The 26,647-nt window shown below is 63.2% G+C and carries 25 protein-coding genes and 3 pseudogenes; 10 read left to right on the top strand and 18 right to left on the bottom strand.

Features of this window, described 5'->3' with window-relative positions; all coding sequences use genetic code 11:
• The first annotated feature begins 886 nt into the window (after positions 1–886).
• Both ACP7AX_RS12265 and ACP7AX_RS12270 read left to right on the top strand, forming a co-directional pair.
• The gene (locus ACP7AX_RS12265; protein WP_426226700.1) at positions 887–1,252 is read left to right on the top strand and encodes a nuclear transport factor 2 family protein; all 366 of its coding nucleotides are present in this window, start codon (positions 887–889) and stop codon (positions 1,250–1,252) included.
• Between the two features lie 189 nt (positions 1,253–1,441).
• A pseudogene (locus ACP7AX_RS12270) lies at positions 1,442–1,611 on the top strand (IS256 family transposase); the annotation flags it as partial.
• A 117-nt stretch (positions 1,612–1,728) separates the two neighbouring features.
• Here the strand turns inward: ACP7AX_RS12270 and istB (ACP7AX_RS12275) are convergent.
• Both istB (ACP7AX_RS12275) and istA (ACP7AX_RS12280) read right to left on the bottom strand, forming a co-directional pair.
• Positions 1,729–2,517 (bottom strand): IS21-like element helper ATPase IstB, encoded by a 789-nt coding sequence (gene istB, locus ACP7AX_RS12275; RefSeq protein WP_426226701.1) that lies wholly within the window; start codon positions 2,515–2,517, stop codon positions 1,729–1,731.
• Positions 2,517–3,734 (bottom strand): IS21 family transposase, encoded by a 1,218-nt coding sequence (gene istA / locus ACP7AX_RS12280; RefSeq protein ID WP_426226702.1) that lies wholly within the window; start codon positions 3,732–3,734, stop codon positions 2,517–2,519. The genes istB (ACP7AX_RS12275) and istA (ACP7AX_RS12280) overlap by 1 nt, the downstream gene beginning before the upstream one ends.
• Positions 3,735–3,808: 74 nt before the next feature.
• Here istA (ACP7AX_RS12280) and ACP7AX_RS12285 point away from each other — a divergent pair.
• Positions 3,809–4,066, top strand: a pseudogene (locus ACP7AX_RS12285) (transposase); the annotation flags it as partial.
• A 57-nt stretch (positions 4,067–4,123) separates the two neighbouring features.
• Here ACP7AX_RS12285 and ACP7AX_RS12290 read toward each other — a convergent pair.
• The 4 genes and pseudogenes from ACP7AX_RS12290 to ACP7AX_RS12305 all read right to left on the bottom strand — a co-directional run bounded on the left by ACP7AX_RS12290 (position 4,124) and on the right by ACP7AX_RS12305 (position 5,861).
• Positions 4,124–4,603, bottom strand: a complete 480-nt coding sequence (locus ACP7AX_RS12290) for a DUF664 domain-containing protein (protein WP_426226703.1) — start codon at positions 4,601–4,603, stop codon at positions 4,124–4,126.
• Complete coding sequence (locus tag ACP7AX_RS12295) at positions 4,600–5,001, bottom strand: VOC family protein (protein ID WP_426226813.1); 402 nt, start codon at positions 4,999–5,001, stop codon at positions 4,600–4,602. The genes ACP7AX_RS12290 and ACP7AX_RS12295 overlap by 4 nt, the downstream gene beginning before the upstream one ends.
• 48 nt (positions 5,002–5,049) lie before the next feature.
• Positions 5,050–5,514: pseudogene (locus tag ACP7AX_RS12300) on the bottom strand (SRPBCC family protein); the annotation flags it as partial.
• Positions 5,511–5,861 (bottom strand): ArsR/SmtB family transcription factor, encoded by a 351-nt coding sequence (locus ACP7AX_RS12305; RefSeq protein ID WP_426226704.1) that lies wholly within the window; start codon positions 5,859–5,861, stop codon positions 5,511–5,513. The gene ACP7AX_RS12305 and the pseudogene ACP7AX_RS12300, both read right to left, overlap by 4 nt.
• A gap of 329 nt (positions 5,862–6,190) precedes the next feature.
• Here ACP7AX_RS12305 and ACP7AX_RS12310 point away from each other — a divergent pair, with 329 nt between their 5' ends.
• The 3 genes from ACP7AX_RS12310 (at position 6,191) to istB (ACP7AX_RS12320) (ending at position 9,718) form a co-directional block, all read left to right on the top strand.
• A complete protein-coding gene (locus ACP7AX_RS12310; RefSeq protein WP_426226705.1) occupies positions 6,191–6,493 on the top strand; it encodes a hypothetical protein in 303 nt (100 codons plus the stop codon).
• 736 nt (positions 6,494–7,229) lie between these two features.
• Positions 7,230–8,906 carry an IS21 family transposase gene (gene istA / locus ACP7AX_RS12315; protein WP_011691636.1) on the top strand — a complete coding sequence of 559 codons (1,677 nt, stop codon included), beginning with the start codon at positions 7,230–7,232 and terminating at the stop codon, positions 8,904–8,906.
• Entirely contained in the window at positions 8,903–9,718 is an 816-nt protein-coding gene (istB, locus tag ACP7AX_RS12320) for an IS21-like element helper ATPase IstB (protein ID WP_011691635.1), read from the top strand. The genes istA (ACP7AX_RS12315) and istB (ACP7AX_RS12320) overlap by 4 nt, the downstream gene beginning before the upstream one ends.
• 52 nt (positions 9,719–9,770) lie before the next feature.
• Here istB (ACP7AX_RS12320) and merA read toward each other — a convergent pair whose 3' ends face one another.
• A complete protein-coding gene (gene merA, locus ACP7AX_RS12325; protein WP_011691634.1) occupies positions 9,771–11,213 on the bottom strand; it encodes a mercury(II) reductase in 1,443 nt (480 codons plus the stop codon).
• A 172-nt stretch (positions 11,214–11,385) separates the two neighbouring features.
• Here merA and ACP7AX_RS12330 point away from each other — a divergent pair, with 172 nt between their 5' ends.
• Both ACP7AX_RS12330 and ACP7AX_RS12335 read left to right on the top strand, forming a co-directional pair.
• On the top strand, positions 11,386–11,775 hold the full coding sequence (locus tag ACP7AX_RS12330) for a heavy metal-responsive transcriptional regulator (protein WP_031216440.1): 390 nt from the start codon (positions 11,386–11,388) through the stop codon (positions 11,773–11,775).
• 683 nt (positions 11,776–12,458) lie between these two features.
• Positions 12,459–12,926, top strand: a complete 468-nt coding sequence (locus ACP7AX_RS12335; RefSeq protein WP_426226706.1) for a hypothetical protein — start codon at positions 12,459–12,461, stop codon at positions 12,924–12,926.
• Between the two features lie 577 nt (positions 12,927–13,503).
• Here the strand turns inward: ACP7AX_RS12335 and ACP7AX_RS12340 are convergent.
• From ACP7AX_RS12340 to ACP7AX_RS12365, 6 genes are all read right to left on the bottom strand, one after another.
• The gene (locus ACP7AX_RS12340; protein ID WP_131685164.1) at positions 13,504–14,328 is read right to left on the bottom strand and encodes a peptidase M56 family protein; all 825 of its coding nucleotides are present in this window, start codon (positions 14,326–14,328) and stop codon (positions 13,504–13,506) included.
• Complete coding sequence (locus ACP7AX_RS12345) at positions 14,325–14,918, bottom strand: sigma-70 family RNA polymerase sigma factor (RefSeq protein WP_131685163.1); 594 nt, start codon at positions 14,916–14,918, stop codon at positions 14,325–14,327. Before ACP7AX_RS12345 ends, ACP7AX_RS12340 begins: the two co-directional genes overlap by 4 nt.
• A 108-nt stretch (positions 14,919–15,026) precedes the next feature.
• Positions 15,027–15,638, bottom strand: a complete 612-nt coding sequence (locus ACP7AX_RS12350; RefSeq protein WP_131685162.1) for a recombinase family protein — start codon at positions 15,636–15,638, stop codon at positions 15,027–15,029.
• 102 nt (positions 15,639–15,740) lie between these two features.
• Complete coding sequence (locus ACP7AX_RS12355) at positions 15,741–16,943, bottom strand: TniQ family protein (protein ID WP_131685161.1); 1,203 nt, start codon at positions 16,941–16,943, stop codon at positions 15,741–15,743.
• Positions 16,940–17,857: a TniB family NTP-binding protein gene (locus tag ACP7AX_RS12360; protein WP_426226707.1), complete on the bottom strand. Its 918-nt coding sequence runs from the start codon at positions 17,855–17,857 to the stop codon at positions 16,940–16,942. Before ACP7AX_RS12360 ends, ACP7AX_RS12355 begins: the two co-directional genes overlap by 4 nt.
• Positions 17,851–19,524: a Mu transposase C-terminal domain-containing protein gene (locus tag ACP7AX_RS12365; protein WP_131685160.1), complete on the bottom strand. Its 1,674-nt coding sequence runs from the start codon at positions 19,522–19,524 to the stop codon at positions 17,851–17,853. The genes ACP7AX_RS12360 and ACP7AX_RS12365 overlap by 7 nt, the downstream gene beginning before the upstream one ends.
• A 218-nt stretch (positions 19,525–19,742) precedes the next feature.
• On the opposite strand from ACP7AX_RS12365, the gene ACP7AX_RS12370 reads away from it, so the two are divergent.
• Positions 19,743–20,390, top strand: coding sequence for a hypothetical protein (locus tag ACP7AX_RS12370; protein WP_426226708.1), 648 nt, complete (start codon positions 19,743–19,745; stop codon positions 20,388–20,390).
• Positions 20,391–20,414: 24 nt separating this feature from the next.
• Here the strand turns inward: ACP7AX_RS12370 and ACP7AX_RS12375 are convergent, their stop codons facing one another.
• The gene (locus ACP7AX_RS12375) at positions 20,415–21,074 is read right to left on the bottom strand and encodes a phosphotransferase enzyme family protein (RefSeq protein ID WP_426226709.1); all 660 of its coding nucleotides are present in this window, start codon (positions 21,072–21,074) and stop codon (positions 20,415–20,417) included.
• A gap of 93 nt (positions 21,075–21,167) precedes the next feature.
• Between ACP7AX_RS12375 and ACP7AX_RS12380 the strand changes: the two genes are divergently transcribed.
• Positions 21,168–21,770, top strand: a complete 603-nt coding sequence (locus tag ACP7AX_RS12380) for a DUF6919 domain-containing protein (protein WP_426226710.1) — start codon at positions 21,168–21,170, stop codon at positions 21,768–21,770.
• Between the two features lie 26 nt (positions 21,771–21,796).
• On the opposite strand, the gene ACP7AX_RS12385 is transcribed toward ACP7AX_RS12380, so the two are convergent.
• Genes ACP7AX_RS12385 through ACP7AX_RS12400 form a run of 4 tightly spaced genes read right to left on the bottom strand, consistent with a single transcriptional unit; the run spans position 21,797 to position 26,583 of the window.
• Entirely contained in the window at positions 21,797–23,530 is a 1,734-nt protein-coding gene (locus ACP7AX_RS12385; protein WP_426226711.1) for a CocE/NonD family hydrolase, read from the bottom strand.
• Positions 23,523–24,521, bottom strand: a complete 999-nt coding sequence (locus ACP7AX_RS12390; RefSeq protein ID WP_426226712.1) for an MBL fold metallo-hydrolase — start codon at positions 24,519–24,521, stop codon at positions 23,523–23,525. Before ACP7AX_RS12390 ends, ACP7AX_RS12385 begins: the two co-directional genes overlap by 8 nt.
• Entirely contained in the window at positions 24,518–25,450 is a 933-nt protein-coding gene (locus ACP7AX_RS12395; RefSeq protein WP_426226713.1) for an alpha/beta hydrolase, read from the bottom strand. Before ACP7AX_RS12395 ends, ACP7AX_RS12390 begins: the two co-directional genes overlap by 4 nt.
• Positions 25,451–25,455: 5 nt before the next feature.
• Positions 25,456–26,583 carry an FAD-dependent oxidoreductase gene (locus ACP7AX_RS12400; RefSeq protein WP_426226714.1) on the bottom strand — a complete coding sequence of 376 codons (1,128 nt, stop codon included), beginning with the start codon at positions 26,581–26,583 and terminating at the stop codon, positions 25,456–25,458.
• Between the last annotated feature and the right edge of the window lie 64 nt (positions 26,584–26,647).

Raw genomic sequence — 26,647 nt, forward strand, 5'->3', positions numbered from 1 at the left:
CCAGCCGCTTAAATCGCCCCATTGAAGGGTCGCGTAGTGCTCTAGCTTGCACATCGATTAGATCCAAAACTCGATGCTGTGTCGTTGGTGGGGCCATGCAAATTACACCCCAACCTGACAGGGGCATGCAAGGTTCCCGAAATGACGGGCTTGATTCTGCGATCCAGGAGACGCCGTCCCACCGCCCACACCCGGGGACAATTCTTATGGGTTATCCACCGCTACTGCTGCTAAGGGAGCTACCCCAACGGCTCCCTCAATACCCAGCCGTGGATAACCCGAATTGACCCCAGCTGTGGACGGATCAGAGTCACCGGAGCGAGCTTGTCCGAGCCCCAGTCGGTTGACGGAATATCCATTATCGGCGTTGCAAAAATACGCCGGGGACGGGTTTGAAGGGGCCCTACTCTACCTGCCCATGAGGATCTGTCAGCCGGGGGTGGAAATGAATACGCGTTTCAATCGGTGCTGTAGATGGTTCGAATGCGCCTCCCCTCGCTGCCCTAACGATGGGAATAACCGTCATGAGCACCATCATCTCCGCGTCACTGCTTCAGCACGGCACCAGTAGTGGCGTCGCGGGCAAGGTCCTGAGCACAGTTCTCCCGGGCATTGGCATCAACGCCCCCTCTGCCTGGCGGTGGCGGCATGGTCGCACAGTTCCTCCGGATGCCCTCACTCGTCAAGGCCTAAATCCTCAGTCCGCGTTCGGCCGGGCCGGGCTTGCATGCCTTCATCGGCAGGGCGCCGCTAGCCGGCAGAAAGAAGTGACACAATGTCCCCTCAGTTTGATTGCCCTGGAGCAGGCGGGACAGGGACCAAACTCAAGGCGCAGCAGGCCGCTGAAAATGTTTCCAGAGCGGCCAATCACTGACACACTCGATAAATGCTCAGTCAGGACGTGCTAGATGCTGCATTAGAACGAGCCGACGCCCTAAGGCGACGGGACGGTGAAACTTTAGGTCGTTTACTACATCCGCAGTTCTGCTGGATCTCACACAAAGGAGACCAGTTTGATCGGGATGCTTACCTTCGGTCCAACCTCGAGGGCCAGAACACGTGGCACGCTCAAACTCTCGAACAGACCCGTATCACGATGTTTGGTGTCACCGCTGTTCTTACTTGCATCGTTACAGACGATGTTTCAACGATGGCCGGCAGGAGCCGCTACCGTATGCCCATGACTCAAGTCTGGATCCATGAAGGTGGCAGATGGCTACTCGCTGCAGGACATGCAGGTCCACGCCTTTAGCTTCGCCAGGGCAGTACCGCGATGCAGGCTAGAAGGACCCTCCCCGGCGAGGCACCACAGAGCCACAGCAGATAATCCTTCCAAGGCCGAATTCGGACACACTCTCGGGACTGTCGACGGTGTGTGGGGTCCGGCCTGCTCCGAAAGGAGACGGCCGTGTCAGAGCCCACGACCGAGATGACAGGGGTGATGATCGATCCTGTGACGGGAGAGATCATCGATCAGAAGGAGCTTGCGGAGCGGTTGCTCGCGCAGGCCAAGGAACAGGGCGTGAGCCTGGTCGGCCAGGCGGGCTGTTGAACCAGCTCACGAGGAATGTGCTTGAGACCGCGCTGGAAGCGGAGTTGACCGAGCATCTCCGGCGATCGTGCGGCTCTGGGAATCCTCCTGGGCTGAGTTCGTGCCGTTCCTGGTGTCAGCGATGGTCGAAAACTGAGCCATTTCGCGGGCTGAAAACTGAGCCACTTTGACGCTGGTTATTCTGCCGTATTTTCCGGTCTTGTCGAGGGCAGCGAGTCGATCTGAGTGTGTTTGAGCCGGTAGCTGGAGCCCTTGAGGGTGATGACTTCGGCGTGGTGGACGATGCGGTCGATCATGGCTGACGCGACGACCTGGTCGCCGAAGACGTCGCCCCAGCGGGCGAAGGGCAGGTTTGAGGTCAGGATCAGCGAGGCGTGTTCGTAGCGCGATGAGACCAGTTGGAAGAACAGGTTTGCGGCGTCCTGCTCGAACGGGATGTAGCCGACTTCGTCGACGATGATCAGTCCGTAGCGGCGTAGCCTGACCAGTTCTTGGGGCAGCCGGCCGTTCTGGTGGGCTGCCTGGAGCCGGGCGACCCAGTCGATGGCGGTGGCGAACAGGACGCGGTGACCGAGCTGGGTGGCTCGTAAGCCCAGCCCGGTGGCGAGGTGTGTTTTGCCGGTGCCGGGCGGTCCGAGCAGGACGATGTTGGACGCTTCGGTGAGGAACGCGCCGGTGGCCAGGTGCGCGATGGTGTCGCGTTTGAGGCCGGGTTGGTGATCGAAGTTGAAGTCCTCGAGTGATTTCCGGGCCGGGAAACCAGCTGCCCGGGCCCTGAGCTCGGCGCCGGAGGCTTCTCTGGCTGCGACTTCCCGGGACAGGACAGCGGCGAGGTATTCCTCATGGCTCCAGCCTCCTGCACGGGCCTGGTCCGCGAGCCGGGTTGCTGCTTCCCGGATCCGGGGTGCCTTCATCGCCCGGGAGTAGTACTCGATCTGGCCAGTCGTTTCTTTGACGTTGGCCATCAGGCGACCTGCCCGTCATCGAGGACGACACCGAAGGCGCGGTCGTAGTCCGCCAGGTCCCGCAGCCCGGTTGTTTCGCCCACGGGCGGTGGGGTTTGGAAGGCGTTCCGCAGTGCCTTTGCCGCCTCGACGTGGGCCGGGTCGGTGATGGTCAGGCCGGAGCCCCACGACCGAGGGTGGGTGCCGACGGATCTGCCGTCCAGGCTGATCATGACGGTCGTCAGGTCGGCGGTGACGTCGACGAAGCGGCCGATGGCCTGCGGGTGAACGGAGTAATCATTTGATCCCATCCTGACGTAGTAGTCCCTCGGCAGGCGGACCCGCGCGACGAATCCTGTCACCGGTGGAACCGGCGGCAGCGCCAGCATGGCTGCTTTGTCCGCTGCGAGCAGCTCCGTGGGCCGGGCGCCGGTCCGCCTGACGAGCCGGGTGTTGGCCTTCGGCAGCCACTGGCCGAGCTGGTTGTTGAAGTCTTCCGGCGATGTGAAGATTCGGCCCGGCAGGAAGGACGTCTCGAGGAACTGGTTGGCCCGTTCGACCACGCCCTTGGTTTCCGGGTCGTAGGGTTTGACCTGCACGACCCGGGTGGCCAGGACACCGGCGAACGCGGAAACGCCGGCAGCGTAGCTGTTTCGGCGGCCGATGCCGGTTTCGTTGTCCCAGATCAGCCGCCGCGGAACAGCCCCCAATCCACCGAGCAGTTCCCACATTCCGGCCAGCAGGTCCCCGGTCATCCGGGACGGGATCATCCGGGCCATGATGAACCTCGAATGGGAGGAGACCATCACCAGTACCGGCAGCACCCTGGCTTTGCCGGCGCCAACGGGTATCCGGACCTCAGGGAACCACAGGTCGCACTGCGCCTGGTCCCCGGGCTCGTAGCTGACCCGGTCTGCAGGATCAGCTGGGGCATATTCCGGCCGGATCCTGGCCACGTTCTCCCGGAACCAGGCTGCCGATCCGGACCAGCCAACCCGCTCAGCCAATACTGTCGCCGGCATCCGCGGGTTTTCCAGCAGCAGCGCACGTATTGCCGGTTCCACAGCTTTGATCCCGGAGTTCTGCGGCGCACGGACGTACGCCGGCGGACCGTCAGCGCTGACAGCTTTCGCGACCGTATTCCTGGAGATCCCCAGCCGCGCGGCTATCGATCTCATCGACTCACCCTCGGCAAGATGCAACCGCCGAATAAGCGCCCAATCCTCCACTGTGATCACCCACCCAATCGTTTGGAACGGGTGGCTCAGTTTTCAACCGTCACAATGGCTCAGTTTTCGACCGTCACCGACACCTGGAGTACGACGTGGAGATCCGCCGGGTGATCTGCACGACGAACGCAATCGAGTCCATCAACGCACGCTACCGAAGGGCAGTAAGGGCCCGCGGGCACTTTCCGAACGAGACCGCGGCCCTGAAATGCCTGTACCTGGTCACCAGATCTCTTGATCCCACCGGCGGTGGCCGGGCACGCTGGGTGATGACGTGGAAGCCTGCGCTAAGCGCGTTCACGATTACCTTCGCGGGCCGGTTCGAAAGAACCACTCAATAATGAAAACCGGCCGGACTCCACACACCGTTTATCGGACAGTCCCACACTCTCTCGGGACTATTCCACTATGAGATTCTGATGTCCGTCGATTAGCTCTCGGACGATGTCGAGGTGGCCCGCATGGACGGAAGTCTCAGCGAGCACGCGAAACAGGACCTCACGCCCGTTGGACACCGGTGGTGCGTCGAACACGCTGGCTGGAGGCCACCAGCGGGGAGGGGCATCCAAATCGATCTTCGCAAGGACCTCATCACTTCGAGTGATTTCACGCTTGTAGATGGTGACGGCCTCGGCACCGGTCATCGGTCCGGACGCCCACCCGTTGTGAAGTCCGGCGATTGCCCTGTCATCACCACCGAGAACAGCCGATATCCAGAACATCTCGCCGTCGAAGGCCAGATGGTTGAGCAGCTGCGTCATCGTCCAGCCGGACGGGATTAAAGTCCGACGCATCTGATCGTTCTCGAGGCCGTCGACTGTTCGAAGAACGTGCTGTCGCTCACCCGCCAGCTGAGCAAGCAATTGGGCGTCGCTCACGCCGCGGGCTCATATCCGACAAGCCAGTGAAGCCCATGACGATCAATCACTTGGCCATCAGAGGCGCCCCAAGGCTGTGACGAGAGTGGATCAAGCACCGCCCCGCCAACGGAGAGTTTGTTGAACCACTCGTGGAGGACCGCCGGTTCGGCGGTTCCCAGCAGCGAGAGCATGATGCCTTCGAGCCGGACCGCTGTTTGGCCTTCGGCTGCGTCCGAACCTGCCAGAGCAACGACGCCGTTGAGCACTCCATGAGCTACGGCTTCCGGTGGGCCATCGCTCCTGCCGAAGTCCTCGTACGTGTGCAGGGACAGCTCACCGCCGAAAACATCCGCGTAAAAGTTCAATGCCTCCCGCGCCGTTCCCGGGAAAAAGACATAGACCTGAGGCCCGGCCATGCGCCCATTAGTCTTGGGCGTCATGGCGGTGCTGCCCTTAATCCGGTCGATGGTGGCACCCCAGCCCTCCTGCGTGCCTCCCATCATGAGCTTTTGCACCTCTTCGATGTCCAGATGCTCAGAGAACCGAACTGTGAGGACGAGCTCCGTTTCCTTGCCCACGTCGTTCAGCTGCACCGTGACAACAGGGGCGGTCAGTTCGTTCTCGCCGTCGAGTTCGGGCCATCCTCCAACTGCTCCCCAGCGAAAAACTAGTCGTTCGTCGGGAACGATCTCCAGATAAATCCCCCCGGTGGGGTAACTAAGGTTCTCGTTGACGACCATCTGCTGTTTCCACGTTCCCCCAACCCGTAGGTCGACCTCAATGGGTGTGGTCAGTGTGGGCATGTCAGGGTTATAGAACCATGCAAGATGCTCAGGGTCGGTCCAAGCGGTGAACACGGCATGCCGCGATGCAGCCAAAATTCGGGTAAGGGTGAAGCTTCGATCCTGAGTCGGGTAGTCGGTCATCATCTATCCTCCAGTTCTGTGAGCTCATCGGGCTGATCGGGGTTTATGGCGAGCTGAGTGTCCAGGCGATCCAGCCGTGTGCTCAGGAAATCCCGGTACGGGCGCATCCATTCCTCAACCTGTTGTAGCGGCGCGGGTTGAAGCCGGCAGTTCCTCCATTGGGCCGATCTGGACTTAGTGATCAGCCCGGCTTGCTCGAGCACTTTCAGGTGGCGCGATATGGACGGCACGCTAATCGAGTGCGGAGCGGCTAGTTCGGTCACCGTCGCCTCACCCTGCTGCAGTTGCGCCAGCAGAGCACGGCGGGTGGGATCCGCCAACGCAAGGAAAATCGCACTCAGTTCATCCATTCGCGGCCCAGCCTAATTGCGCACCTGCGCAAATACAAGACTGGGCGTGGTCGCTGATGCTGTCTAATCGTTAGATTCGTGATCTCCATGCGAAGGACCGTCAAACTTTGCCCACGGCTAGTGGACCCAAATGGCACTGCAATCCCAACGTCAAATGGACCCAAATCAGATTGACGTTCTCACTCCCAGATGTTCCTGCCAAAGAGTCCCCACGTGATGGCATTGACGTGAAGAGGCTGCCGGAAAGCAGCGTCTTCGATCCCGGTTGCTTGGCCGCCGAAATTTCCCCGCCGTAGGCGCAGCGCCTCCATGCCCAAGGCGCCGGCGTCGTGGACTTTCGGTCGACCTGGTTATTAGATGGGGGGTCGGACGAACTTGAGATTCTGCTGCTGCTTAGCCCCGGCGATTCGGTCGAAGCGCGGGATCGGCAGACTAGTCACCGCTGGCGTGGAACAGTCGATATCGTCGCGCCCGAGCAAGGCAAGTTCTGGATGTTTGCCGAGCTGGGCGAACGAAAACTAATAGACGCACAGGTGCACACCATCAGGAAGGTACTGGTCACACTGGCAGCGACGACGGAATCTGAGAGTTTGGAGCCGAAATCCTTCGGGGCAGACCCACTTCCGCGTTGAAAGAGATTGACCGCATGTTCCTTCATCCGATGTCGCCTACTTCGCGCCGTAGAAGCGACCGTGAGTCAGTCAGGGTTACACCCCAACCTGACGTCAGGACCGGTCGAATAATGCGTCAGGATAAGGTCCGATGTGCGTATTCTGGACAGCCCCTCGTGCAGGCCCTAAGTCTCAGCCTGACATGTCTGGTTTGAAGGCCCCCTGTCATTTTCAGAAGTCGTCTGCACTGAATGTCAGAAGTCATCTGCACTGAGGTGGTGTCATTTTCCGAAGTCATCTGAATGGAATGTCCAAATTCGCCTGCACCATCTCACGCCTGGTGCCAAGGCGGCTTCACATGACTCGACAGCAGCGACCAGGCGAGCCTTGAGGGATGCCGCGATCTCGCGTTGAGTCTCTGTTCCATGGCATAGCGCGAAAGCCCTCCACCGCCGTACATGAAACGACCGGAACGGCTATTTGCCTCGTCCAGAACGGCAACACGCTCTCTATAAGAGATTGACAACCTTGTCACGCACCTCTTCGGCTGTTATATTTGGCCAACTCTTCGCAGAGCAAATTCAAGGACGAAGGGTCTTTAGCGAATATTTGTGAGTATGACAGTCTGATCGGAGCCCACTAGGACGGCCCGAACGGTACCCACCAGCCGGACATGCCGAACCTAATGACGGCTTGAATGGTACCCACCTGTGAACGTTGATCCATCCAGTGTTGGATCGACGACGGGAGGGCCGGGATGGGGTCAAGAGTGGAGTTGTTCGCGCAGATTCGGAGGGATGCCCGGGTGGAGGGCGCGTCAATCCGGGAGCTTGCCCGCAGGCACCAGGTGGCGCGGAAAACCGTGCGTAAGGCGTTAAGTTCCCCGGTCCCGCCAGAGCGTAAAACTCCTGTACGGTCCTCGCCGCGGCTTGATCCTTATAAACCGACGATCGACGCCATGCTCGTCGAGGACACGACGGCGCCGAGGAAGCAGCGTCACACTGCCCGGAGGATTCTTGCCCGGCTCATCGAGGAGCATGGAGCGGACGAGTTGTCGTATTCGACGGTGCGTGACTACGTTCGGGTCCGCCGGGCGCAGATCGATGTGGAGGCCGGCCGCCGGGTTGAGGTATTTGTTCCTCAGGAGCACGCCCCGGGCGCGGAAGCGGAAGTGGACTTCGGTGAAGTCTGGATCGTGCTGGACGGGGTAAAGACGAAATGCCACATGTTCATCTTCCGGCTTTCTCACTCCGGCAAAGCCATCCACCGGATTTACCCCACCCAGGCCCAGGAAGCGTTTCTGGAAGGCCACGTCGAGGCGTTCAACGAGATCGGCGGCGTGCCGGTCAAACATATCCGCTATGACAACCTCACCAGTGCCGTCAGGGCCGTGGTGTTCGGTCAGGGGCGGAACCGCCTGGAGAATGACCGGTGGGTGTTGTTTCGCTCGTTCTATGGATTTGATGCCTTTTATTGCCAGCCAGGTCTTGCCGGCGCTCACGAGAAAGGCGGGGTCGAGGGCGAGGTGGGCTGGTTCCGCCGCAACCGGCTGACCCCGATGCCCGTGGCGAGGTCCCTTGATGAGCTCAACGACTGGATCCGGAGCCGGGAGGTTCAAGACGATCAGCGGCGGATTGATGGCAGGATCCGCACTATCGGCCAGGACTTCGCCGCCGAGCGCCCGTTCCTGGCACCGTTGCCGGCCGACGAGTTCGATCCCGGTCTGGTGTTGAACCCGAGAGTGGACCGGTCCTCAATGATCACCGTGCGGATGGTGAAGTACTCGGTGCCAGCACGGTTCATCGGTCGGCGGGTCCGGGTTTCATTGCGGGCATCCGAAGTTGTGGTGTTCGACGGCCGCGCGGTGGCGGCCCGGCACCAGCGGATTATTGCCAAGGGCGGGCAGTCGGTCCAGTTGGACCATTATCTGGAGGTCCTCAAGACCAAGCCCGGCGCTTTGCCTGGTTCCACTGCTTTGGCCAGGGCGCGGGAGTCGGGTGCTTTCACCAGCGCCCATGACGCCTTCTGGTCTGCCTCGCGCAGGGTCAACGGTGATGCCGCGGGGACCCGTGAACTGATTGACGTCCTGCTGCTGCACCGATCGATGGAAGCCGAAGACATCGAGGCAGGGATCACCGCAGCCCTTGGAGTAGGTGCCGTCAGTGCCGACGTCGTGGCGGTTGAAGGCCGCCGACATGCCTCCAGCATCCCTGCTGGTGGGTCCCGTCCTGACCGTCATCGCGGTGCTCATGCTGAAGCGAAAGTGCAACGAGTTGTCAGCCTGACCCAGCGCCGGCTGATGGACCCGGCGGCGGTCATCGCCGGGCTCCCTCCAGACAAGCGGCCGCTCCCGGCGATCAGCGCCTATGACGAGCTGCTGGCCAAACGCACCGAACACTCCGCAGGAACCGCGTCGAAGGAAAACATCTCATGAGCCCCACCGCACCGGCCACCACCATCACCCCAACCCTGCGACGGCGCCGCGGTCTGACTGAGCAGGCCGCGGTCGCGGCCGTGGACCAAGCATGCCGCCGATTGCGCCTGCCCACCATCCGGGCGGTTCTGGACGAAGCTCTGACCGTCGCGGGGAAGGAACAACTCTCTTACCAAGGCTTCCTGGCCGAGCTGCTGCTGGCCGAATGCGATGACCGGGACCGTCGCTCCTCAATCCGACGCGTCAAAGCCGCGAACTTTCCCCGGGATAAATGGCTCGGTGATTTCGATTTCGACGCGAACACGAACATCAACCCCGCTACCATCCATACCCTCGCTACCGGCGAATGGATTCGAAAAGGTGCACCGCTATGCCTGATCGGGGACTCCGGAACCGGCAAATCCCACCTGCTTATCGGGCTGGGCACCGCCGCGGCGGAGAAGGGATACCGGGTCAAATACACTTTGGCCACCCGGCTCGTGAACGAACTCGTCGAAGCCGCCGACGACAAAGTCCTCGCCAAGACCATCGCCAGATACGGCCGAGTGGACCTGCTCTGCATTGACGAGCTCGGCTATATGGAACTGGACCGGCGCGGCGCCGAACTCCTCTTCCAGGTCCTCACCGAACGCGAAGAGAAGAACTCCATCGCCATCGCTTCCAACGAGTCGTTCTCCGGCTGGACCAAGACATTCACCGACCCGCGCCTCTGCGCCGCGATCGTTGACCGGCTGACGTTCAACGGCACCATCATCGAAACCGGCACCGATTCCTACCGCCTCGCCCACAGCCTGACAAGGAACGCGCACTAAAAGGTAGCCGCGGCCGCCCGCCCCACGAACACATAGGTTGTCGTTGACCACTTCATGCCGCGCAACAGGACAGTTTGGAGACGTCAGTAGTGAAGGACTGGGCTGCTATCTTGATGCCTTCGGCCATGGTCAGATAGGGGCTCCAGAGATTCGCGACCTGATCAACGGTCATCCCGGCCTCCAGAATGTAAATCCCTGCGGCGGCGATGTCCCCGGCGTCCTTACCCACGACAGTGATCCCTACAATCCGACCCGTGTCCGCGTCGGCAACGATCTTGATGAAGCCGCGGGTATCACGGTTCACCAGCGCGCGAGGGATAAATTTGAGCGGCAGAACCCGGCACATGCACCGGATCCCTGCCTGGTTCGCTTCCTTGTCCGTCATCCCGACAGCGGCCAGGGCAGGGCTGGTAAACGTGACCCGGGGCAGGTGCCGGTAATCGACCTCACGCCCGGCACCCTCAAAGGCGTTCTCCACCATCAGGGCCCCGTGCGCGGCGGCGACATAAACGAACTCCGGGTGACCCGTCACATCACCCGCGGCCCAGATCCTCGGATTAGTACTGCGAAGGCTCCCGTCGACCAGGACTTCCCCGCGGTCCCCGGTTTCAACGCCGACCATGCAAAGGTTCAAATCCTCCGTGACCGGGCGCCGGCCTGTTGCCATGAGCAGGCGCGCGGCCCTGAATTCCTCGTTTCCTCCTGAGACGGAAGCATCCACGACCACGTCCCCCGACACCTCATCGGTCCGGACCGAGGACGCTGTCGCTCGACGGACGACCCGGATGCCCTCATCGGCGAAGACACCGGCGAGGGCATGCCCGGCTTCAGGCTCTTCGGCCGAGGCGAGCTTGGACCGGACCAGGATGGTCACCTCCGTGCCGAGCCGGGCGAAAAGCTGCGCCTGCTCCAGCGCCACATACCCGCCGCCCACCACCAGCATCGAAGCGGGAACGTCCTGCAGCTCCATCGCACTCGTGGACGTCAGATAATCCACCTCGTCCATTCCCGGCACTTCAGGGATCCAGGGGGTGGAGCCGGTCGCGACCAGGTAGTGTTCCGCGCTGACTGTCTCGGTGGTTCCGCCCGGGGCGGTGATGTTCAAAACCGGTGCGGCTGCGGTTCCGGCGAACACCGCCGTCCCCCGCTGCAGGTTCCATCCATAGCCCGCGGCGAGATCCACATACTTCTCTGACCGCATGGATTCGACCAGTGAGCGCTTCCCGGCGACCAGTTCGGGCATATCCACCGGCTCTGCGGAGGTGCTGATACCGGGGAACCGTCCGGAAGCATCGAGGGCGACATGGCGGGCTTCCGCGGCGGCCAGCAGGGCCTTGGACGGGATGCAGCCCGTGTTCACGCACGTGCCTCCCACAGTGCTGCGCTCCACCATCAACACCCGCTTGCCACGGCTGGTTGCCCGGATGGCCGCAGCGAAAGCAGCCCCGCCGGAACCGATAATGGCCAGGTCATAATCGAAAGATGCTGCCGACACGAGGGACTCCTGAAGATGGAAGGGAAGCAGCCGCCAGCACACCTGTTGCTCAACCGACCGCCATGTGCAGCCTTCAACCGAAGACCAGCTCTGCATCCCATTCTCAACCTTCCCCTACACTGGAATGTCAAGGAATCGCCGTCCTGGCCGCCTGCTAAGAAATGAGTTCATGATGCGTATCGGTGAGGCCGCGGCAGCGGCAGGGATGACAACCAAGACGCTGCGTTTCTACGAGGACAGCGGGCTTCTCCCGGCAGCGAAAAGATCCTCTAACGGCTACCGGGACTACCATGACGACTCCGTGGCCAGGCTCGAATTCATCCGCCGCGGACGGGCCGCAGGCCTCGCCCTGACCCAAATACGCGAAATTCTTAGCCTCCGTGACGCCGGAGAAGCCCCCTGCGCCCACGTCCAAGACCTTCTCTCCAACCAGCTGGCCGAACTGGACCACCAGATTTCTGAACTAATGGCGCTGCGATCCATCGTCGCCGGCCTTCACGCCACTGCCGCGTCCGGGACCGACGCAAGCTGCGATCCCGAACAAATCTGCAGCTACCTCTGACGCACTACTCCGCCAGACGCCAGCTTCCAACAACCGGGACCCCGGGTATCGTCCCAACCCGCGGCAGTGTTTTCACAGACCCAGAAACCACGCCAAGAACCCCTAGACACCCTCACAACATCATCCCCGGGCGTCCGACGGGTGGGTACCGTTCGGGCCGTCCTAGTGGGCTCCGATCACGTTGACACAATCAATTTGGGGGTTAAATGCGTTTATTGAAAAGGTCCTTAACTGCTGCCTGCTTTGCTGTCGGTTTGGCGGCTATGCCGACTGCTGCACATGCTGGGTATTCTCCTGGTGATCGCGGTGTCTACAACGTCAGCGGGATTAACTACTGGAATCAGGCGACAATCAACGTCAGTAGCAACTACGCATTAGGCGCGACTCATAGCGGTCCAGACAGTCACTGCGTGACAGCGGGATCAATTGCCGTCAGGGGAAAGGTCTTCAACAGCGACGCTACCGGTAGTGCTGCGGCCCTGGTTTCGGAGAGCGTCGTCTATTACTCAGGCTCGACTCTCTGCCCCGGCCAGGCGACCGGATACAGCGCCGGGTATTCCTTTAGTGGATGGAAGTACTTTTACAGCCAAGGAGACTCTTGGGCATGGAACAGCGGAGGTTATTATAACCAATACGGCACTTTCTCAACCAGAATCCAGAATCCGTAGGCATTAGGGGGAATGATGAATCGCATGTGGACTAAAAGAAAAGTACTTCCGGCGGTGGTTGGGGCCCTTCTTCTGGGGGGAATCGGTGTCGGAGTAGCGACTGCGACGACACCTTCTGCGCCGCCAGCTCTTTCCGGGAACCCAGCAGTCACCGCTGACAAGTTCGACGGAAACCCGGGCTTTGAGAAGAATGCCGCCGGACAAACCTACGGCGTGCCGGTTGTGGCCAATGGTCAGAGTGCGGAGCCCGAGTTGATTCGGGCCGTTGCAACCAATGGTCAGGTTGGGTACATCAAGAACAGCGAACGCAAGATTGCGACAGGTGATCCATCACTGTTCAAGTCCCCGGCAGAAGCACTGAAATGGCAGGAGAGCCGGGGCAGCGGGGCAGTCACTGTCCCCGTTTACGATGTTGAAGGCGTCACGAAGATCGGCCAGTTCGTCTTCACAAGCAACGGCGCAGTTGAAGGTCCCGTGAAGTAGCTGAAACACTAGACCTGAGCTGACCTGACCACCTCCCAAAACGCGTTCCGCCAAAGGAGGTGGTCAGCTTTTCGTTGCTGAGTTCTGGCCGATCTGATCCGAGCATGGAGGAGGGAAGACCGCAGCTGCCCATTCAACATGGCAGGCGGCCCGCTGGCTACTTGACATCAACGCGAACCTTTTGAACCAAAAGGGCTGGGGTCGGCACGCGCCTATACAGAGGGGTGCGTTTCTGACCTTTCTTGGCGGTGATTTCCCGGATGGAGGAATCGTTGGCCCGGAATAGGGCGTGCTGTTCGAGCTTGAACAGATCAACGGGACGGCCGTCTGGTGCGATGGCCGTTGGCTGCGGCTAAGGAGCATGCACGTGAAGCCGGTGCAGCGTAAGTACGGCGGGTCGGCCAGCGTGCAGACGTCTACACACTGGGCACGGGTTGTCCGAACTGGGCCAGCATCTCGGCCTGTCTGGGGATCCGCCGTGTGGCTGATCCCCAGTGTTGGTGAACACCAGGTGCTTCACCCTACGCCACTCTGCCCTTCAATCTATGAACGTTACTCAAACGGGCAAGTGATTCCTCTATTGGCCGGCACTACCTGGCGGGACCGCGCTGTCCGTGATTTCCTCTTGCCCAGAGCCAATGACGAATTCGCCAATGACTGTCTTGCCCGTTACGTCGTAAACGGGGATCGCGATGGCTTCGTTACCGCGAGCCTCCTGCCACGCCAGTGCCTCTTCCGGGCTCCTGAACGTCTTGATCGCCGCCGTCCCGTCGGCCTCCTCCAGTTCTGTTCTGTAGACATATCCGCGTGTCCCATTGGTCGCAACGACGGAAATCATGTCGGGTGCTCCGTTTTCGTTTTGCATGCCATAGGAGTTGCCGTCGGCGTTCAAAGCCCAATCCGTTGTTTCCTGGTTCACGTACTTAGCCGTGAGTTTCCAGCGCGTTTCCGCACCAGTTGTGATCGTCAAGGTATCTTGCCCCGGGGCCCACGGGCTGATGCCCCAGGTGGTATGCGGGCCTGAGGCGAGATCGGCCATGGTGCAGGACGTACTTGCCCCGCGTTCGCCAATCTTGAGAATTCCAGGCGTCAGGCAGGTGAGTTCGATCTCAATACCCGTAGTGCCCTCGGGCGGCTCACCGAGCTCGACCGTTGCTGTTCCCTCATATGTTCCAGCAAAGGGCGAGGACAATGGCGTGACCTGCTGGCCTCCGGGGGTTACGAATAATCCGGCAGCCGTCGCACCAACGCCACCCAGGATTCCGGCACCCGCCAGGGCACCAGCCCCAAGCCACAACCGGGCCCGCTTGCGTCTACGGGCAGGCGACGCCTTTTGCACTCGCGTAACCAGCTCAGCTCGCAGGGCTTTGCTGAACTGATCATCGACTCGAAGCTGATTCATGACCACTCTCCTTCCAGTACCCGGGACGGGGCCGTTTCGGCGGCCTCATGTATTGCAGCTTTCATACGCTGACGCGCACGATGCATCCTGGTCTTGGCAGCGCCAGGCGTGAGGTTGAGGACCACCGCAGCGGCAGCAAGCGTGTACTCCTCAAACACCACCAAGCTCACCAGTTGCAGGTCAGCCGCATTCAGGCTGCCAAGGGCCCGGGACACATCCTTGTCCAAGGCATCCTGCGAGAAAGGCGATGCCGCATCATCGTCGGCCGCATACCCTGCGCGAGGGAGATTATTGAGGAGGTTGCGGTAGCGGGACGCTGCCCGACCGCTGTTGCGGGCCACGTTGGTCGTGGTCACGAGTAGCCACGGAAGAACTGAGTTCTCCACCAGCCGCACCGTCGGCCGCTTCCGCCAGAGTTCAAGGAACGCTGTCGCCATGATGTCCTCGGCATCATGGCGGTCAGCGCACAACCGGTACGCATGGCGGAAAACGCGATCACGGTGCCTATCGAACAACACCCCAAAAGCGTCACCCTCGCCCTGGAGGCTGCGCAACCACAAAACACCATCGTCAGATTCAACGTTCCCCATGCCCTGTATTGTCCGGGAACATCAAAAAGGTTACATAAGTTCAGAAAAACTTCGAGAACTTTTCAGACACTGTCCCTAAACGATCCCCAAACGAAACGGGGACAATGGCTAGCGTGACAGCAACTTCCGGCCGTCGGGACGCAGTGCACCGGTGGGTGAGACGTGCCGGTAGAGGGTCTGGCGGCTGATGCCGAGTTCGGTGCAGAGGTCGCTGACTTTGGTGTCCGGCTCGCCCATGGAGGCCATGGCGAGCCGGAGCTTGGACGGGGTCATCTTGTAGGGGCGTCCGCCCATTCGTCCGCGGGCACGGGCGGAGGCCAAGCCCGCGAGCGTGCGTTCTGAGATCAGTTCGCGTTCGAACTCTGCGAGGGCGGCGAATATCCCGAACACGAGCTTGCCGGAAGCGGTGGTGGTATCGATCGCTGCGCCCTGGCCAGTCAGGACCTTCAGGCCGATGCCCCGCTCAGTCAAGTCGTGGACGATGTTGACCAGGTGGCGGAGGTCCCGGCCGATCCGGTCCAGCTTCCAGACGACCAAGGTGTCGGCGTGGCGCAGGGCTTTAAGGCAGGCAGCCAGCTCCGGCCTGTCATCCTTCTTCCCCGAGGCCCGGTCTTCGTAGATGGAGTCTGTGCCTACGCCGGCGGCCAGGAGGGCGTCGCGCTGCAGGTCCGTGGTCTGGGACCCGTCGGCCTTTGAGACGCGCGTGTATCCAACCAGCACAGCAGTTTCCCCTCTGTCATTTATACGTTCGTTTAAGTGACACTGGGATTGCAAATCAGTGCCAATGCAAAATATGTCACTTAACCCGTTATTTATTCTAAGTCAGGCAAAGGGTGATTGGTTCTCTGTTTGTGACAGAAAGTCGAGGGGTATCTGAAGCTCGGCGAAGGTTTGCCGGAGGCCGCGCAGGGATTGGTCACTGCGGCATCCGTACCGTGCGAAGTCGAAGAGGTGCTGCGCGACGACCGGGTCTTCTTTGGCTGCTGCGATGCAGGCGTCCAGTGCGTCGGCTGCCTGTTTCAAGAGCTCATCGAGGGTCGGTCTTTCTTGAGCGCCGGCGCTTGCTGTCAGTGTGCCAGGCGGGGTTCCGTCGCTGATCCGGGGGTTTGGTTCGGGCCTGAAGAGGTGTGCGGAAGTGCCCAGGGCGGTCACTGAGCCGGCTTCGATCATTTCCATCGCGGCGGCAGCTGCTTCGAGCAGCTGCTGCTGGGCGGTCCAGTGGAGGGTCTCGAACGGTTGCCACGAATGCAGGCCGGCCCGGAACGGGTGACCGCAGTGTTCCCAGACACGGCGCACGTCCTCCAGTTGCCGGCCATATCGTCCCTGGGCTGTGGTGAGTTCGTCCAGGAGAGTCCGCAGCAGCCGGAACCAGGTGCCGGCGTGAACCGGATACCGGGGCAAGTCAACGGATCCGGTGGTTATCGCCTGCCATGTGCGCCGGTCCATGAGGGACAACGGCTCCGGCAGGGGCCGCTGGTCATGGGCGGGAGTTGCCCACAGGATGTAGTCAGGCGGGCGTCCTTCGTAGGTTTCGACCCGGCGCCCGTGTACCTGGCAGCTGGCCATGAGCGGCAATTGCCAGAAGAGCAGTAGCGTCGGGCTGGATTCCAGGCAGTCCGGGCAGCCCCGCCGCATCCCGGTTTCCGACAGCCATGGCAGCCACTTCCGCGGGGTGTAGATAGTGCGCCGCTTGGGCGGCAGGAGTACCGAGAGCTGGTGCACATAGGTTTCGTAAGCGCCGGGGGCAGGGTCGAGGCAGTCGAAGAGCCATGGCACCCATCCGGCCATTGTCATGGCGTTTACGCGGTGTTGGTCAAGGCCGGTGCGCTTGGCGAGCTCTTCGAGCAGGTCCCTCGGCGGGTTCAGATCCAGCTCGGGGTCGCTGAGTTCCCGGTGGCCGAGGCCGTGTTCGAGCAGCTCGGAGGAGTACATGCCGTAGCTGGCGGCAATCCGCCGCAGCCAGGAGGACAACGATTCCGTTTCTGCCGGCGCCGGGTGCAGGGGCCAGCGTTCCGGCGGTCTCATCTGAGTTCGCGTTCGAACTTCCGGCGCCGGACGCTGGGACCGTCATATTCAGCCAGGGTCAGCGTCCGGTGGTTGATGGCTTCTTCGCCGCTGTCCACTGCGGCTACTGCGGCTTCGGTCAGGAGCGATGTGAGCTCCCCGATAGTGCCCTCGCTGCGGGTCAGGAGGTAGCGGGCCATGTCATCGGTCGCCAGATTCGAGCGCGTACGCAGCGGGAAGGAGGAGCCGAAGCTGGCCAGAAGAGATAACAGGTCGGCATCGGCTTCCCACAAGGGCAGCGTCACGGGCTCAAACCGGTTTTCGAGCTGGTCATCGGAGCGGATTGCAAGATAGGCCTCACGGGTCCCGACCCCCACCAGCGGGATCCGCAGCTCGTTTCCCAGGAAGCGCAGCAGATTCAGGAATTCGCGCCGGACATCGGCACGGCCGGCCAGCACATTATGCAGTTCGTCAATCACCAGGATCCGCACACCGACGCGCCGCAGCACAGCGAGGGTGAGCTGTTCCAGGTCAGCTACGCGCCGGCGCGGTCCCGGGGGCGCACCGAGCGCGGCGAGGACGGCCGTGTAGAACCGCGGGACGGACGGTTCGGAGGGCATTTGGACACACAGCACTGGGATGTGTTCCTGGTCCGCGGTGGAGTGTGCCGGGTGCTGGCGGTGGAACCGTTCAATGATCATGGACTTGCCGTTGTTGGTCGGTCCGATCAGCAGGAGGTTAGGCATGCGTTGTTTGCCGGGCCAGTCATAGAGTGTCTCGAGCCGGGTGAGAGTCTGCACGGCCCGGGGGTAGCCGATCCAGCGGTCCGCCCGAATGCGCCGGATCCGTTCCTCCGCCGGCAGGCGCGCCATAGCCTGCGCCCAGGGCTGGAGATGGGACAGATCCGGCGGCGGGTAGTCATCGATGTTCACCACTGCTCGACCTCGTCAAAAGGACGGGCTGCCGCCTCGTCATTTGTGGGCGGGAGCATTTCATCAGGTGGAGCCGACGGGTTCTTCACGGGTCCGGAGGCCTGGAGGTGGCGCCGCCGTTGCAGGTCCCGGCGTGATCTGCGGGTTTCTTTTTGGGCCGTGGCGGTGATCTCGCGCATCTGATCCATCATGCGGAACAGTGCTTCCTCGTTGACCTGGTCATGTCCCTGTTGACGGAGCCGCGCCAGCGCCTGCCGGTGTTCCCACAACGTCACCGCCGGGTGGGAAACGGTGCGGTAGGGGACTTCCACATAGGCCGTTCCTTCCGGTTCCAGCACCCAGACCCTGCTGATGTCCCGCGGATCCCGCCGGATGATGAATTTTTCCTCCCGGTCCCGCCGTGCGATCCAGGGTTTTAGCACGTTCGCGAAGTAGTGGACATGGTCGATGACGAAACCGGTGCGGGTGATTCGGCGCCGGATGACCGGCAGGAAATCGATGAGAAACGCGGCGGGATGCGCAACGACAGGCTGCGCACCGAACTCTTTCACGCCCTCGTCCCAGCGTCCGGCGGGTGTCTGGTTCAGGGATCCGTGGATGCTGCCGTGGTAGCCGGCGACAGCCAAGGCCAGCCAGCGTTCCAGCTCCGTCAAGGTCAGGGCGGACATTTTGTCGGCATCGTAACCGCTCCGCTGTCCCGGGTTCGAGAAAGTCGTCCCGGGAAGTTCATGGACCCGCTGCATCACCGTTCCGACGATGCGCTCCACTATGCCGCCGTAGTGCGGGCGCCCAAGTGGCCGGTAATTGAGATTGATACCGTGCTGCTCGCAACCGCGGCGCAACGCCTCGCTCTTAAATTCCGAAGCGTTGTCTAAATAGAGTGCGCGGGGTTTGCCGCTCATCGGCCAGGCCGCGTCCACGCCCAGGGCTTCCAGCCAGGGCCGCTTGTCACATGCCATGTGCGCGATGCACAAGCCAACCGACACCGCAGACGGTGCCTCCAGGGTCACGACCATTCCCAGAATGCCCCGGCTGTAAACATCGATGGCCACCGTCAGGTAGGGCCGGCCGATGGGCTGCCGGTCCCGGTCATCGACGATGATCAGGTCAATCACGGTGTGGTCGATCTGGACCTGGTCCAACGGGGCCACGATGTCCGGCACCTTTCCGCCGGCCGACTGCAGAGGCCGGGCGGCCTCGCTGCCCTCACGCCTGCGCCTGACTTCCACCGGGTGCAGCGCCTCGATCCGGTGGGCGACAGTATTCCTTGCCGGCACGGCCAACCCCAGCGTCTTGCATTCGCGCACAATTTGGCGGTGCACAACCGCCAGGGACGGCTTTTGCTTCGTCAGGTAAGTCTTCCGGACGACTTCACGAATTACGGCCTCCACAGGCTCCGGCAGGCGCCCGCCTCCCCGGCCGCCGGCGGACCGGCCCGGGGCCAGGTCCGTCAGCAGACCCGTGCCCTTTCGGCGCCGGCCGATCAGGGTGTAGACCTGCCGTCTCGACAATCCCAACTCTTCGGCCGCGCTGTCCGCCGCCGCGTGGGTGACCGTGGCCATGGCCGCCAAAGGCGCAATGACCTCGTCCTGCCGGCGCAGGCGCTCCCACGCCTCATCCGACATGCCCAGCAGGCCCCGTTCCAAGATCTGCGGGTCATCCGCTGTCATGGCTGGCGCGGACGGTGCAGACGACTCTTGACCATAATTCAGGCTAGTGCAGGCAACTTCTGATGGAAATGCCGACAGTGCAGATGACTTCTGACAAACGGATGTCAATAGTCCCGTGCACTCGGGCAATACTTCCGCATGAAGTGGTGCAGACGACTTCTGAAAACGACACCCCCGGTACAGCCTGCCCATTGACCCGGCCGCCCGTAGGGGCTGGAATGGAAGAAGCAACCCGGAATCCTGGGCCGGGCCTGACGCTGGGAGGTGCCGCGGTGCCGGCAGTAGCAGAATCCATCCTTTCCGGAGCGTTCCAGCTGTTGTTCTGCGGGGCAGTGCTGGTGTGCGCGGTTGCCGCCACCGTCTTTGCTGTCCGCCGCCATTCGACGCCGGACCCGGACCGCGAGGCCGCCGACACCGTGTTCTGGGACGTCTTCATGGGATCAGCGGTGGCACTCCCGGCGCTCCTCATCCCTACGCTGGCGTCGCCCTGGTCCGGGGTGGTCCTCACTGCCCTGGCCGCGGCAACCGGCGTGGCAGCCTACCGGAGCACACCAAGAATCATGGCCTGGCAATCAGCGCGAAGGCAGCGCCGGCTGGACCAGCCCGTCTACACGGCGGCACAGGCCGAACACGACACGCTGCTGGCCCGCTGGAGCCGCTACGAACTGGATCCCGCGTACTGCATCGACTACCCGGCCATGACCGACGTCCGGCGCCCGCAAACAGCGGCACTTGTCCGGGCAATGCGGGAGGCAGATCAGCTTCGGAACGCCCGGCACCAAGGGTACGCTCCCGCCGTCGTACGCCTTGGCCTTGCCCTCAGCGCCGCCGAACAGGCAGCGGGAATTCCCGCGTCCGCAGAATAAGCTGCGGAATAAAGGGCAGCCAGCTCAGGTACGGTGCTGCCGCAGGCGCTCCCGGTGCCACTCCTGATGTTCCCGCAGTGAAGCAGCCAGTTCCCGGACCCATTGAGCCTGTCCATCGTCCTCCACATCCACAACGCTATCCAGTTGCCGGATCAGCCGCGCGGAAGCGGCCAACGAATGCAGCGGCAAGCTGGCTTCCTCCGCAGCAGTGAACGGGCGGCGGCTGCGGTAGCCCGCAAGGAACGCCGCCAACAGACCGGGATGCTCGCGGGAGCCCAGCGTTGTTCCGGTCAGGTCCCGGACGGCAAGGGCCACATCACCGGCGAACCAGCCCTTGTGCGCTTCATCGGTGTCGAAGAACGTCACTCCCCTGGGTCCAAACCGGATGTTGTCCAGTTCAAAATCGCCATGCCAGATACCCCGTGAATGCTGGCCGGAGTCCAGGCCCGCCACTTCTTCCGCGACCTCCCGCATGGCCCGGGCCAGCCGCCGGTCGCGAAACCCGTCAGGCGCGGTTTCCTGCCCGTTGGGTACGCCCGCAGGCGCGTCTCCGGAGGCGTGAAGGCCGGCCAGCGCGGCGCCAGCGGGATAACTCCAGCCGCTGGCCACGGCATCGGCTTCGGGACTGCGCCAGCTTTCATCAACCGTCCTGCTGATGCGCCGGATCTCGGATATTGGGAGCACGGGACAAATATGGCACACGCCCCCGGCAAACGGAGGTTAACGGGTATGTCGCCGCCACTGGAGTCCGTGGATCGCACACCGTAGCATCCGAGGATGGAACCCACAGAAGCGGAAGTCCTTGACGAGTTCGGCAGGCGGCTGGTGGACAAAGGGGCCTGGCGGCAGGCCATCACCCTGGCGGCGGCCGGCGAACTGACGGCGCGCTGGCTCGAGGGCGAGAGCCACTACCAGGCGGCCACCTTCACCCCCACGTACGACGCCGAGACGGCACCCATCGCGGCCGGGCTCGCCGCCCTGAACCGGAACGGGCTGTTCACCAAGGAGTCCCAGCCCGGCCTCCGGGAGGAGGAAACGGCGCAGCGCCAGTACGTCACCGGGTTCTGCAGTGCCGAAACGGCCGCCGATCTCCTGGCCCTCTCCACCCGGTCAGACCTGGTGACCGTGGCACACGCGCCGGGCGAGTCCAGCAGTGCCGCCATCCCGGTAACGCTCGACGGCGGCGAGGTAGTCACCGTGCTCGGCTCCAGTGAGAACCCGGTGGACGAAGAACAGATCCAGGACTGGGCGGACGAAACCAACGACACCCTCGCCCTGCTGCTCGCCGACTCCTGGTACGTGGAAATCCTGGACCCGGTCTGGGGCCGGAACGACGTCCTCCTACCGGCGGTCCTCGAAGCACTGACCGCCGGGCAGTAGGGCACCGCCCCGGTGCGCCGCCGTCGTTAGCCTTCCGCTGCCCTGCGCGTGGTGAACGGCAGGACCAGGCGTGACGGGTGCGCGGCGTCGCGGTAGATCTTGTGCGTGACGGGCCGGCCCACCGGCAGGTGGAACGCGTCCGGCGGGAGCAGCGCGTTGTGTTCGTCGGCCAGTGGCTCGTCGTTGGACAGTTCCACCGTGAGCTTGTGGCCCGGCATAAACGTGTTCGCGAACGGGAAGAGCCGCAGCACGTACTCCTCAATCTGCCCCGGCTCCACCGGCACGGCACGGGTGTGCGGGTGGCGCGGGTTGCCCTCGGCGGTCCGGGCCTCGTCGAGCTCGCGGTGGGAGGCCTTGAGGTAGCCGCTCGTGATGAGCTGGCGCTTGCCGTTGGGGGCGTAGTCCCACAGGCGCAGGATGAAGTTGGTGTCCGGCTGGTCGATTTCGGCGAAGATGTGCGCGGCGCCCGTGCCGATCATCTCCGTGGCCTCCTCGAAGACCGGGGTGGACCAGCTGATGATCTCCACCTTGTCCGTGACCGTCAGCGGCGCCTGGTAGAAACCGTCCGGCGCAGCGTACTCCGTACCCATGGGTTCGGGTTCGGTGGAGAGTTTGTGGCGCGGGCGCAGGTACAGGCTGGTGTAGTCGATCTCCTTCGGCGGCCACGCCTCCGCGGTGACCACCTCGCGGGAACCTTCCACGAAGACACTGACGGCCGGTTCGTCCATGACGCCGTTATCGATGCCCTTGATCCAGTAGTCGTACCACCGGAACATCTTCTCGTGTTCCTCGATGAAGGGGCGCGATTGCATCGGCGGGTACGGGCCGATGTCGAGCTTTTTGGGGCCCTTGAGTTCATTGAACAGGTCGATGGTGCCGTCCAGGGTCCAGCCGCGGCCCTGGTCCAGCTGCAGCCACACCGGGATCTCGATGTTCGGGGCAAGAGTGATCGGGTTGCGCTCCTCGTACCAGTCGCCGTCGAGCTCGTTCATCACAATGTCGAACCAGGCCTCGTGGTTCTTCGGGTAATGCAGGACGTGGACCAGGTTGGGCCAGGCGGCGACGTCGGGGTCCTGCAGGCGCTTGGCCACGAGCTCCTTGAGTTCCTCCGGGGCGTACTTTTCGATCATGCGGGACTTCACGCCGTCGGTGAAGGCCCAGCCGGAGTCCCCGCCCCGGCCTTCGCGGGCGGCACGCGGCATGAACCACATGATGCCGCCGTGGTAGGTGGTTTCGTAGAAGTCGTAGTGGCCGCCGGAGACGAAAATGGCCTTCAGGCTCGGCGGGCGCTCCGCGGCGGCGAGGACCTGCATGGAGCCGAAGTAGGAGATGCCCACCATGCCCACGTTCCCGTCGCACCAGGGCTGCGCGGCCACCCACTCGATGAAGTCGTAGGCGTCCTGGCCCAGGGAGACGCCGCCGGCGTTGTAGTTGCCGATGTGCTCTCCGCCGGAGTGGCCGGAGCCGCGGAGGTCGCCGATGACGTGGACGTAGTCTTCCTTGACGATCCTGGCGATGTCCCCGGCCTCGATGCAGCCATCCCACATCGGGCTGGGGCGCCGCTGCGGCGGGGTGGTCAGCGCGAGGGCCTGCAGCTCCTTGCCGTAGGGGCTCAGCGCCACCAGCGCGGGACGCGGCTTGTCATCGGCGCCCTGGTAGGCGTCCGCGGCGAGCTGAACGCCGTCGCGCATGGGGACCCGGAGGTCCTTGCGGATGGCGATCTTCTCGCCGCCGGCATTCCAGAACTGAAACTCATCCATGGGTGCGTAACCCCTCATCCTCGGTCGTGTGGTGGAGCGTGGTGCTGTCAAACGTGGTGTCATCAAACGCTGTGCGGTAGCCGTGGAGCGTGGTGAAGAACGGGGACGGCTCCAGGCCGGGATCCCCCGTGTAGCCCAGGTCCTCGGCCACGGGGGCGAACGGCGAGTACCGCGAATCGGTTTCCTGCAGCCCGGCGGCAAGGCAGCCGCAGGCCGCGTCGCTGACGCGTGCTTCAACCTCCAGGCTCCCCTGCAGCGCTTCCCGGGCCTGTTCGGCGTCGAGCTCGACGCCGTAGGGGGTGCCGTCTGCCCGCCGGTATGGGTGCCCCAGGTAGAGATGCCGGGGCCGGATTTGATCGCTGAGGTACTGCAGGCTGGAGCGGTAGCCGGCCGGGTCCACAAAGCCGGGGAAGCCGTTGGCCGCACCATGGACCTGCACGGCGTCACCCACGAACACGTCGTCCTGCCCGTCGATGACATAGGCCACCGAGCCCGGGGTGTGGCCCGGAATGGAATGGACGGAGACCGTGACATCGCCGCCGAGGGAGATCTTCTCGCCGCCGCGCACCAGCATGGTCGGTTCCATCTCACCCGAGATGACCGCATTGGTGGCGGCGGTCAGTTTGGCTTCACCGTCCGGATCGTTCAGATACTGGCCCCGTCCGGCCAGGTATTCGTCCACGTGGGCCCGGCGCGAGCGGAGCATCGGTGCATCAGCCTCGTGGATCACCACCTGGGCGCGCCGCCCGGTCAGTTCCCACAGGGCATACGCCCCGCCGATGTGATCGATGTGGCCGTGGGTCAGGAAAATCCAGCGGACATCCTCGATCCGCCGGCCGATCGCCTCCAAAGCCGGAACCATGCCCTCGGCAGGCGAGGACGCGATCCCGGTGTCCACGATGGCCGGCTCCGGAGCATCGATGTAGAAGCTGTACAGCCCGAACCGGCCCCACGGCGAGACCAGCGGATGGACGCTGACCGGTGTCGTCATTTCGCTGCCCGCGCGTTCAGGAATCCGGCCACCTCATGGAACGGCCGGTAGAAATCCGGAATCCAGGAGAAGTTCTGGACAAAGCCGTGGTTGGCCCCCGAGTACCTGCTGATCCTTGCGTCCACGCCGGCCTCTTTCAGGCGCTGCCCGTACAGTTCGCCCTCGTCGCGCAGGGGGTCGTGCTCGGCGGTGATGACCAGTGCCGGTGGCAAGCCGGTGAGGTCCCCGCGCTTGATCGGGGAAACCAGCGGATCAGCCGGGTCCGCCCCGCTGTCCAGATAGAACGAGTTGAACGGTGCCAGGCCCGCCGTCTCCAGCCCGTAGCCCTCGGCGTTCTCCCGCAGGGAGGCATAACGGTCGACGTCGAAGTCCAGGTCCAGCGACGGGTAAAAGAGGATCTGATGGGTGATCTTCTCGAAGCCGTCGTCGTGCGCTTTGGCAGCGACGGCGGCCGCGAAGGTGCCGCCCGAACTGTCGCCGGCAATGGCGAGGTTCTTCCCGTCCCAGCCCAGGCTCTCGCCCTGCTCAGCGGCCCAGCGGACCACTGCGTAGCAGTCGTCGAGGCCGGCCGGGAAGGCATGCTCGGGGGCCAGGCGGTAGCCGACGGAGATGACCTTGTGGCCGGACTCCTTGGCGAGGGCACGGGCCACGTGGTCATGGGTGTCCAGGCTGCCCAGGAAAAACGCTCCGCCGTGGAAGTACACCAGCAGGCCGTAGGCGTCCGCTTCCACCGGCGTGTAAATGCGCACCGGCACCTCGCCGTGAGGGGTGACCACGGTGGCCTCCTCCACTGCATGCAGCGGCAGCCGGTCCGCCGGCAGGGCAACCTGCGCTGCCTCGCCGGCCCGCATGGCCGCGGGGTTCAGGGGTCCCGGTGGCGGGGCCGGCAGGGTTGCCAGGATCTTGCCGATCTCGGGGTGGATGGTCATGGCGCTCAGGCCTTTGCGTGGGCGGCGGGCTGCTGGGACGTGGGCTTCTGGCCCGGGAAGACATCGTTGACTTCCTCCTCGCTCCAGCCCTGGCGGGAAATGCGCTGCAGTTCGTCCGTCACCGGCTTCCGGGTTGCCTGGAACAGGGCCAGGGCCTCCTTGACCGAATCGGCTTCGGCCAGCGCGTCGGCCAGTGCTCCCGCGTCCTCAATGGCGGAGTTCGCGCCCTGGCCCTGGTGGTGCAGCATCGAGTGCGCCGCGTCGCCCATGAGGACCACGGAGTCGGTGTGCCAGGTGTCGACGGGGTCGATGTCGTAGACCGCGCGGATGTTGACGGTGTCCATATCCAGGCCGCGGGCGATCGCCACGATGCGCTCGTCGAAACCTTCCACGGTCTTCAGGAGTTCTTCCTTGGTGATCGAGGGCGCCCAGGTGCCGTCCGGGTTCAGGGCGGTGATGTCGAAGGACATCTGGTTGCGGTGGCGCAGCGGCAGCAGGTAGACCTTGGTGCCCCGGCCCATGTACATCCGCAGGTTGTCGTCCACCACCATGCCGTGGGCGTCGTCGGCGGAGATCACTACGCGGTAGGCGTGCTCGCCGGAGAACACCGGGCCCTTGTCGCTAAACAGCTGCTCGCGCACCGTGGACTTGATGCCGTCGGCACCCACCACCAGATCGGCGTCGGCGGTTTCCCCGTTGGTGAAGGTCAGGACGGAGCGGCCGTCCTTCTCCTCGATGCCCTGCAGCTTGTGGCCGAGCTGCACCATGCCCTCGGGGAGGACGCTGAGGAGGGCCTCGATGAAGTCGCGGCGGTGGATCAGGTAGGTCTGCTTCTCGTCGCCGGACTCGGGCCAGGTGTCCTTCATGATCGGATCGCCGGTGGCCGTGAGGATCTCGAAGTAGTCACTCGGCGAGCTGACGTTGGCCACGGCGTCGAAGATGCCCCACTGGCGGAAACGGGCCATGGTGGCGGGACGCAGGCCGATGCCGGCGCCCACCTCCCCCATCTGGGGAGCCTGTTCGTAGACAGTGACGTCTGCACCGAGCAGGCTCAGGGCCTTGGCCGCGGCGGCGCCGCCGTAGCCTGCGCCGATGATGGCGATCCGGAGGTTCTTGGTTTCTTCAGCCTTCATGGGGTGAGTCTCTTTCTTGAGCCAGGCCGCGCCTGGGGGTAAGTTTTAGGGGTTTTGTCCGGGG

The organism is Pseudarthrobacter sp. DSP2-3-2b1 (assembly GCF_049895945.1).
GTDB lineage: Bacteria > Actinomycetota > Actinomycetes > Actinomycetales > Micrococcaceae > Arthrobacter.

What these genes read in the sequence shown, in the direction of transcription:
- ACP7AX_RS12370 (WP_426226708.1), top strand. Translation starts at nt 19,743, where the DNA reads ATGGAAGAAGCAACCCGGAATCCTGGGCCGGGCCTGACGCTGGGAGGT.
- ACP7AX_RS12305 (WP_426226704.1), bottom strand. Translation starts at nt 5,861, where the DNA reads ATGGATGAACTGAGTGCGATTTTCCTTGCGTTGGCGGATCCCACCCGC.
- ACP7AX_RS12335 (WP_426226706.1), top strand. Translation starts at nt 12,459, where the DNA reads ATGAATCGCATGTGGACTAAAAGAAAAGTACTTCCGGCGGTGGTTGGG.
- istB (WP_426226701.1), bottom strand. Translation starts at nt 2,517, where the DNA reads ATGGCCAACGTCAAAGAAACGACTGGCCAGATCGAGTACTACTCCCGG.
- ACP7AX_RS12395 (WP_426226713.1), bottom strand. Translation starts at nt 25,450, where the DNA reads ATGACCATCCACCCCGAGATCGGCAAGATCCTGGCAACCCTGCCGGCC.
- ACP7AX_RS12340 (WP_131685164.1), bottom strand. Translation starts at nt 14,328, where the DNA reads ATGAATCAGCTTCGAGTCGATGATCAGTTCAGCAAAGCCCTGCGAGCT.
- ACP7AX_RS12265 (WP_426226700.1), top strand. Translation starts at nt 887, where the DNA reads ATGCTCAGTCAGGACGTGCTAGATGCTGCATTAGAACGAGCCGACGCC.
- ACP7AX_RS12295 (WP_426226813.1), bottom strand. Translation starts at nt 5,001, where the DNA reads ATGGCCGGGCCTCAGGTCTATGTCTTTTTCCCGGGAACGGCGCGGGAG.
- ACP7AX_RS12380 (WP_426226710.1), top strand. Translation starts at nt 21,168, where the DNA reads ATGGAACCCACAGAAGCGGAAGTCCTTGACGAGTTCGGCAGGCGGCTG.
- ACP7AX_RS12400 (WP_426226714.1), bottom strand. Translation starts at nt 26,583, where the DNA reads ATGAAGGCTGAAGAAACCAAGAACCTCCGGATCGCCATCATCGGCGCA.
- istA (WP_011691636.1), top strand. Translation starts at nt 7,230, where the DNA reads ATGGGGTCAAGAGTGGAGTTGTTCGCGCAGATTCGGAGGGATGCCCGG.
- ACP7AX_RS12390 (WP_426226712.1), bottom strand. Translation starts at nt 24,521, where the DNA reads ATGACGACACCGGTCAGCGTCCATCCGCTGGTCTCGCCGTGGGGCCGG.
- ACP7AX_RS12385 (WP_426226711.1), bottom strand. Translation starts at nt 23,530, where the DNA reads ATGGATGAGTTTCAGTTCTGGAATGCCGGCGGCGAGAAGATCGCCATC.
- ACP7AX_RS12365 (WP_131685160.1), bottom strand. Translation starts at nt 19,524, where the DNA reads ATGACAGCGGATGACCCGCAGATCTTGGAACGGGGCCTGCTGGGCATG.
- ACP7AX_RS12355 (WP_131685161.1), bottom strand. Translation starts at nt 16,943, where the DNA reads ATGAGACCGCCGGAACGCTGGCCCCTGCACCCGGCGCCGGCAGAAACG.
- ACP7AX_RS12330 (WP_031216440.1), top strand. Translation starts at nt 11,386, where the DNA reads ATGCGTATCGGTGAGGCCGCGGCAGCGGCAGGGATGACAACCAAGACG.
- ACP7AX_RS12345 (WP_131685163.1), bottom strand. Translation starts at nt 14,918, where the DNA reads ATGGGGAACGTTGAATCTGACGATGGTGTTTTGTGGTTGCGCAGCCTC.
- istB (WP_011691635.1), top strand. Translation starts at nt 8,903, where the DNA reads ATGAGCCCCACCGCACCGGCCACCACCATCACCCCAACCCTGCGACGG.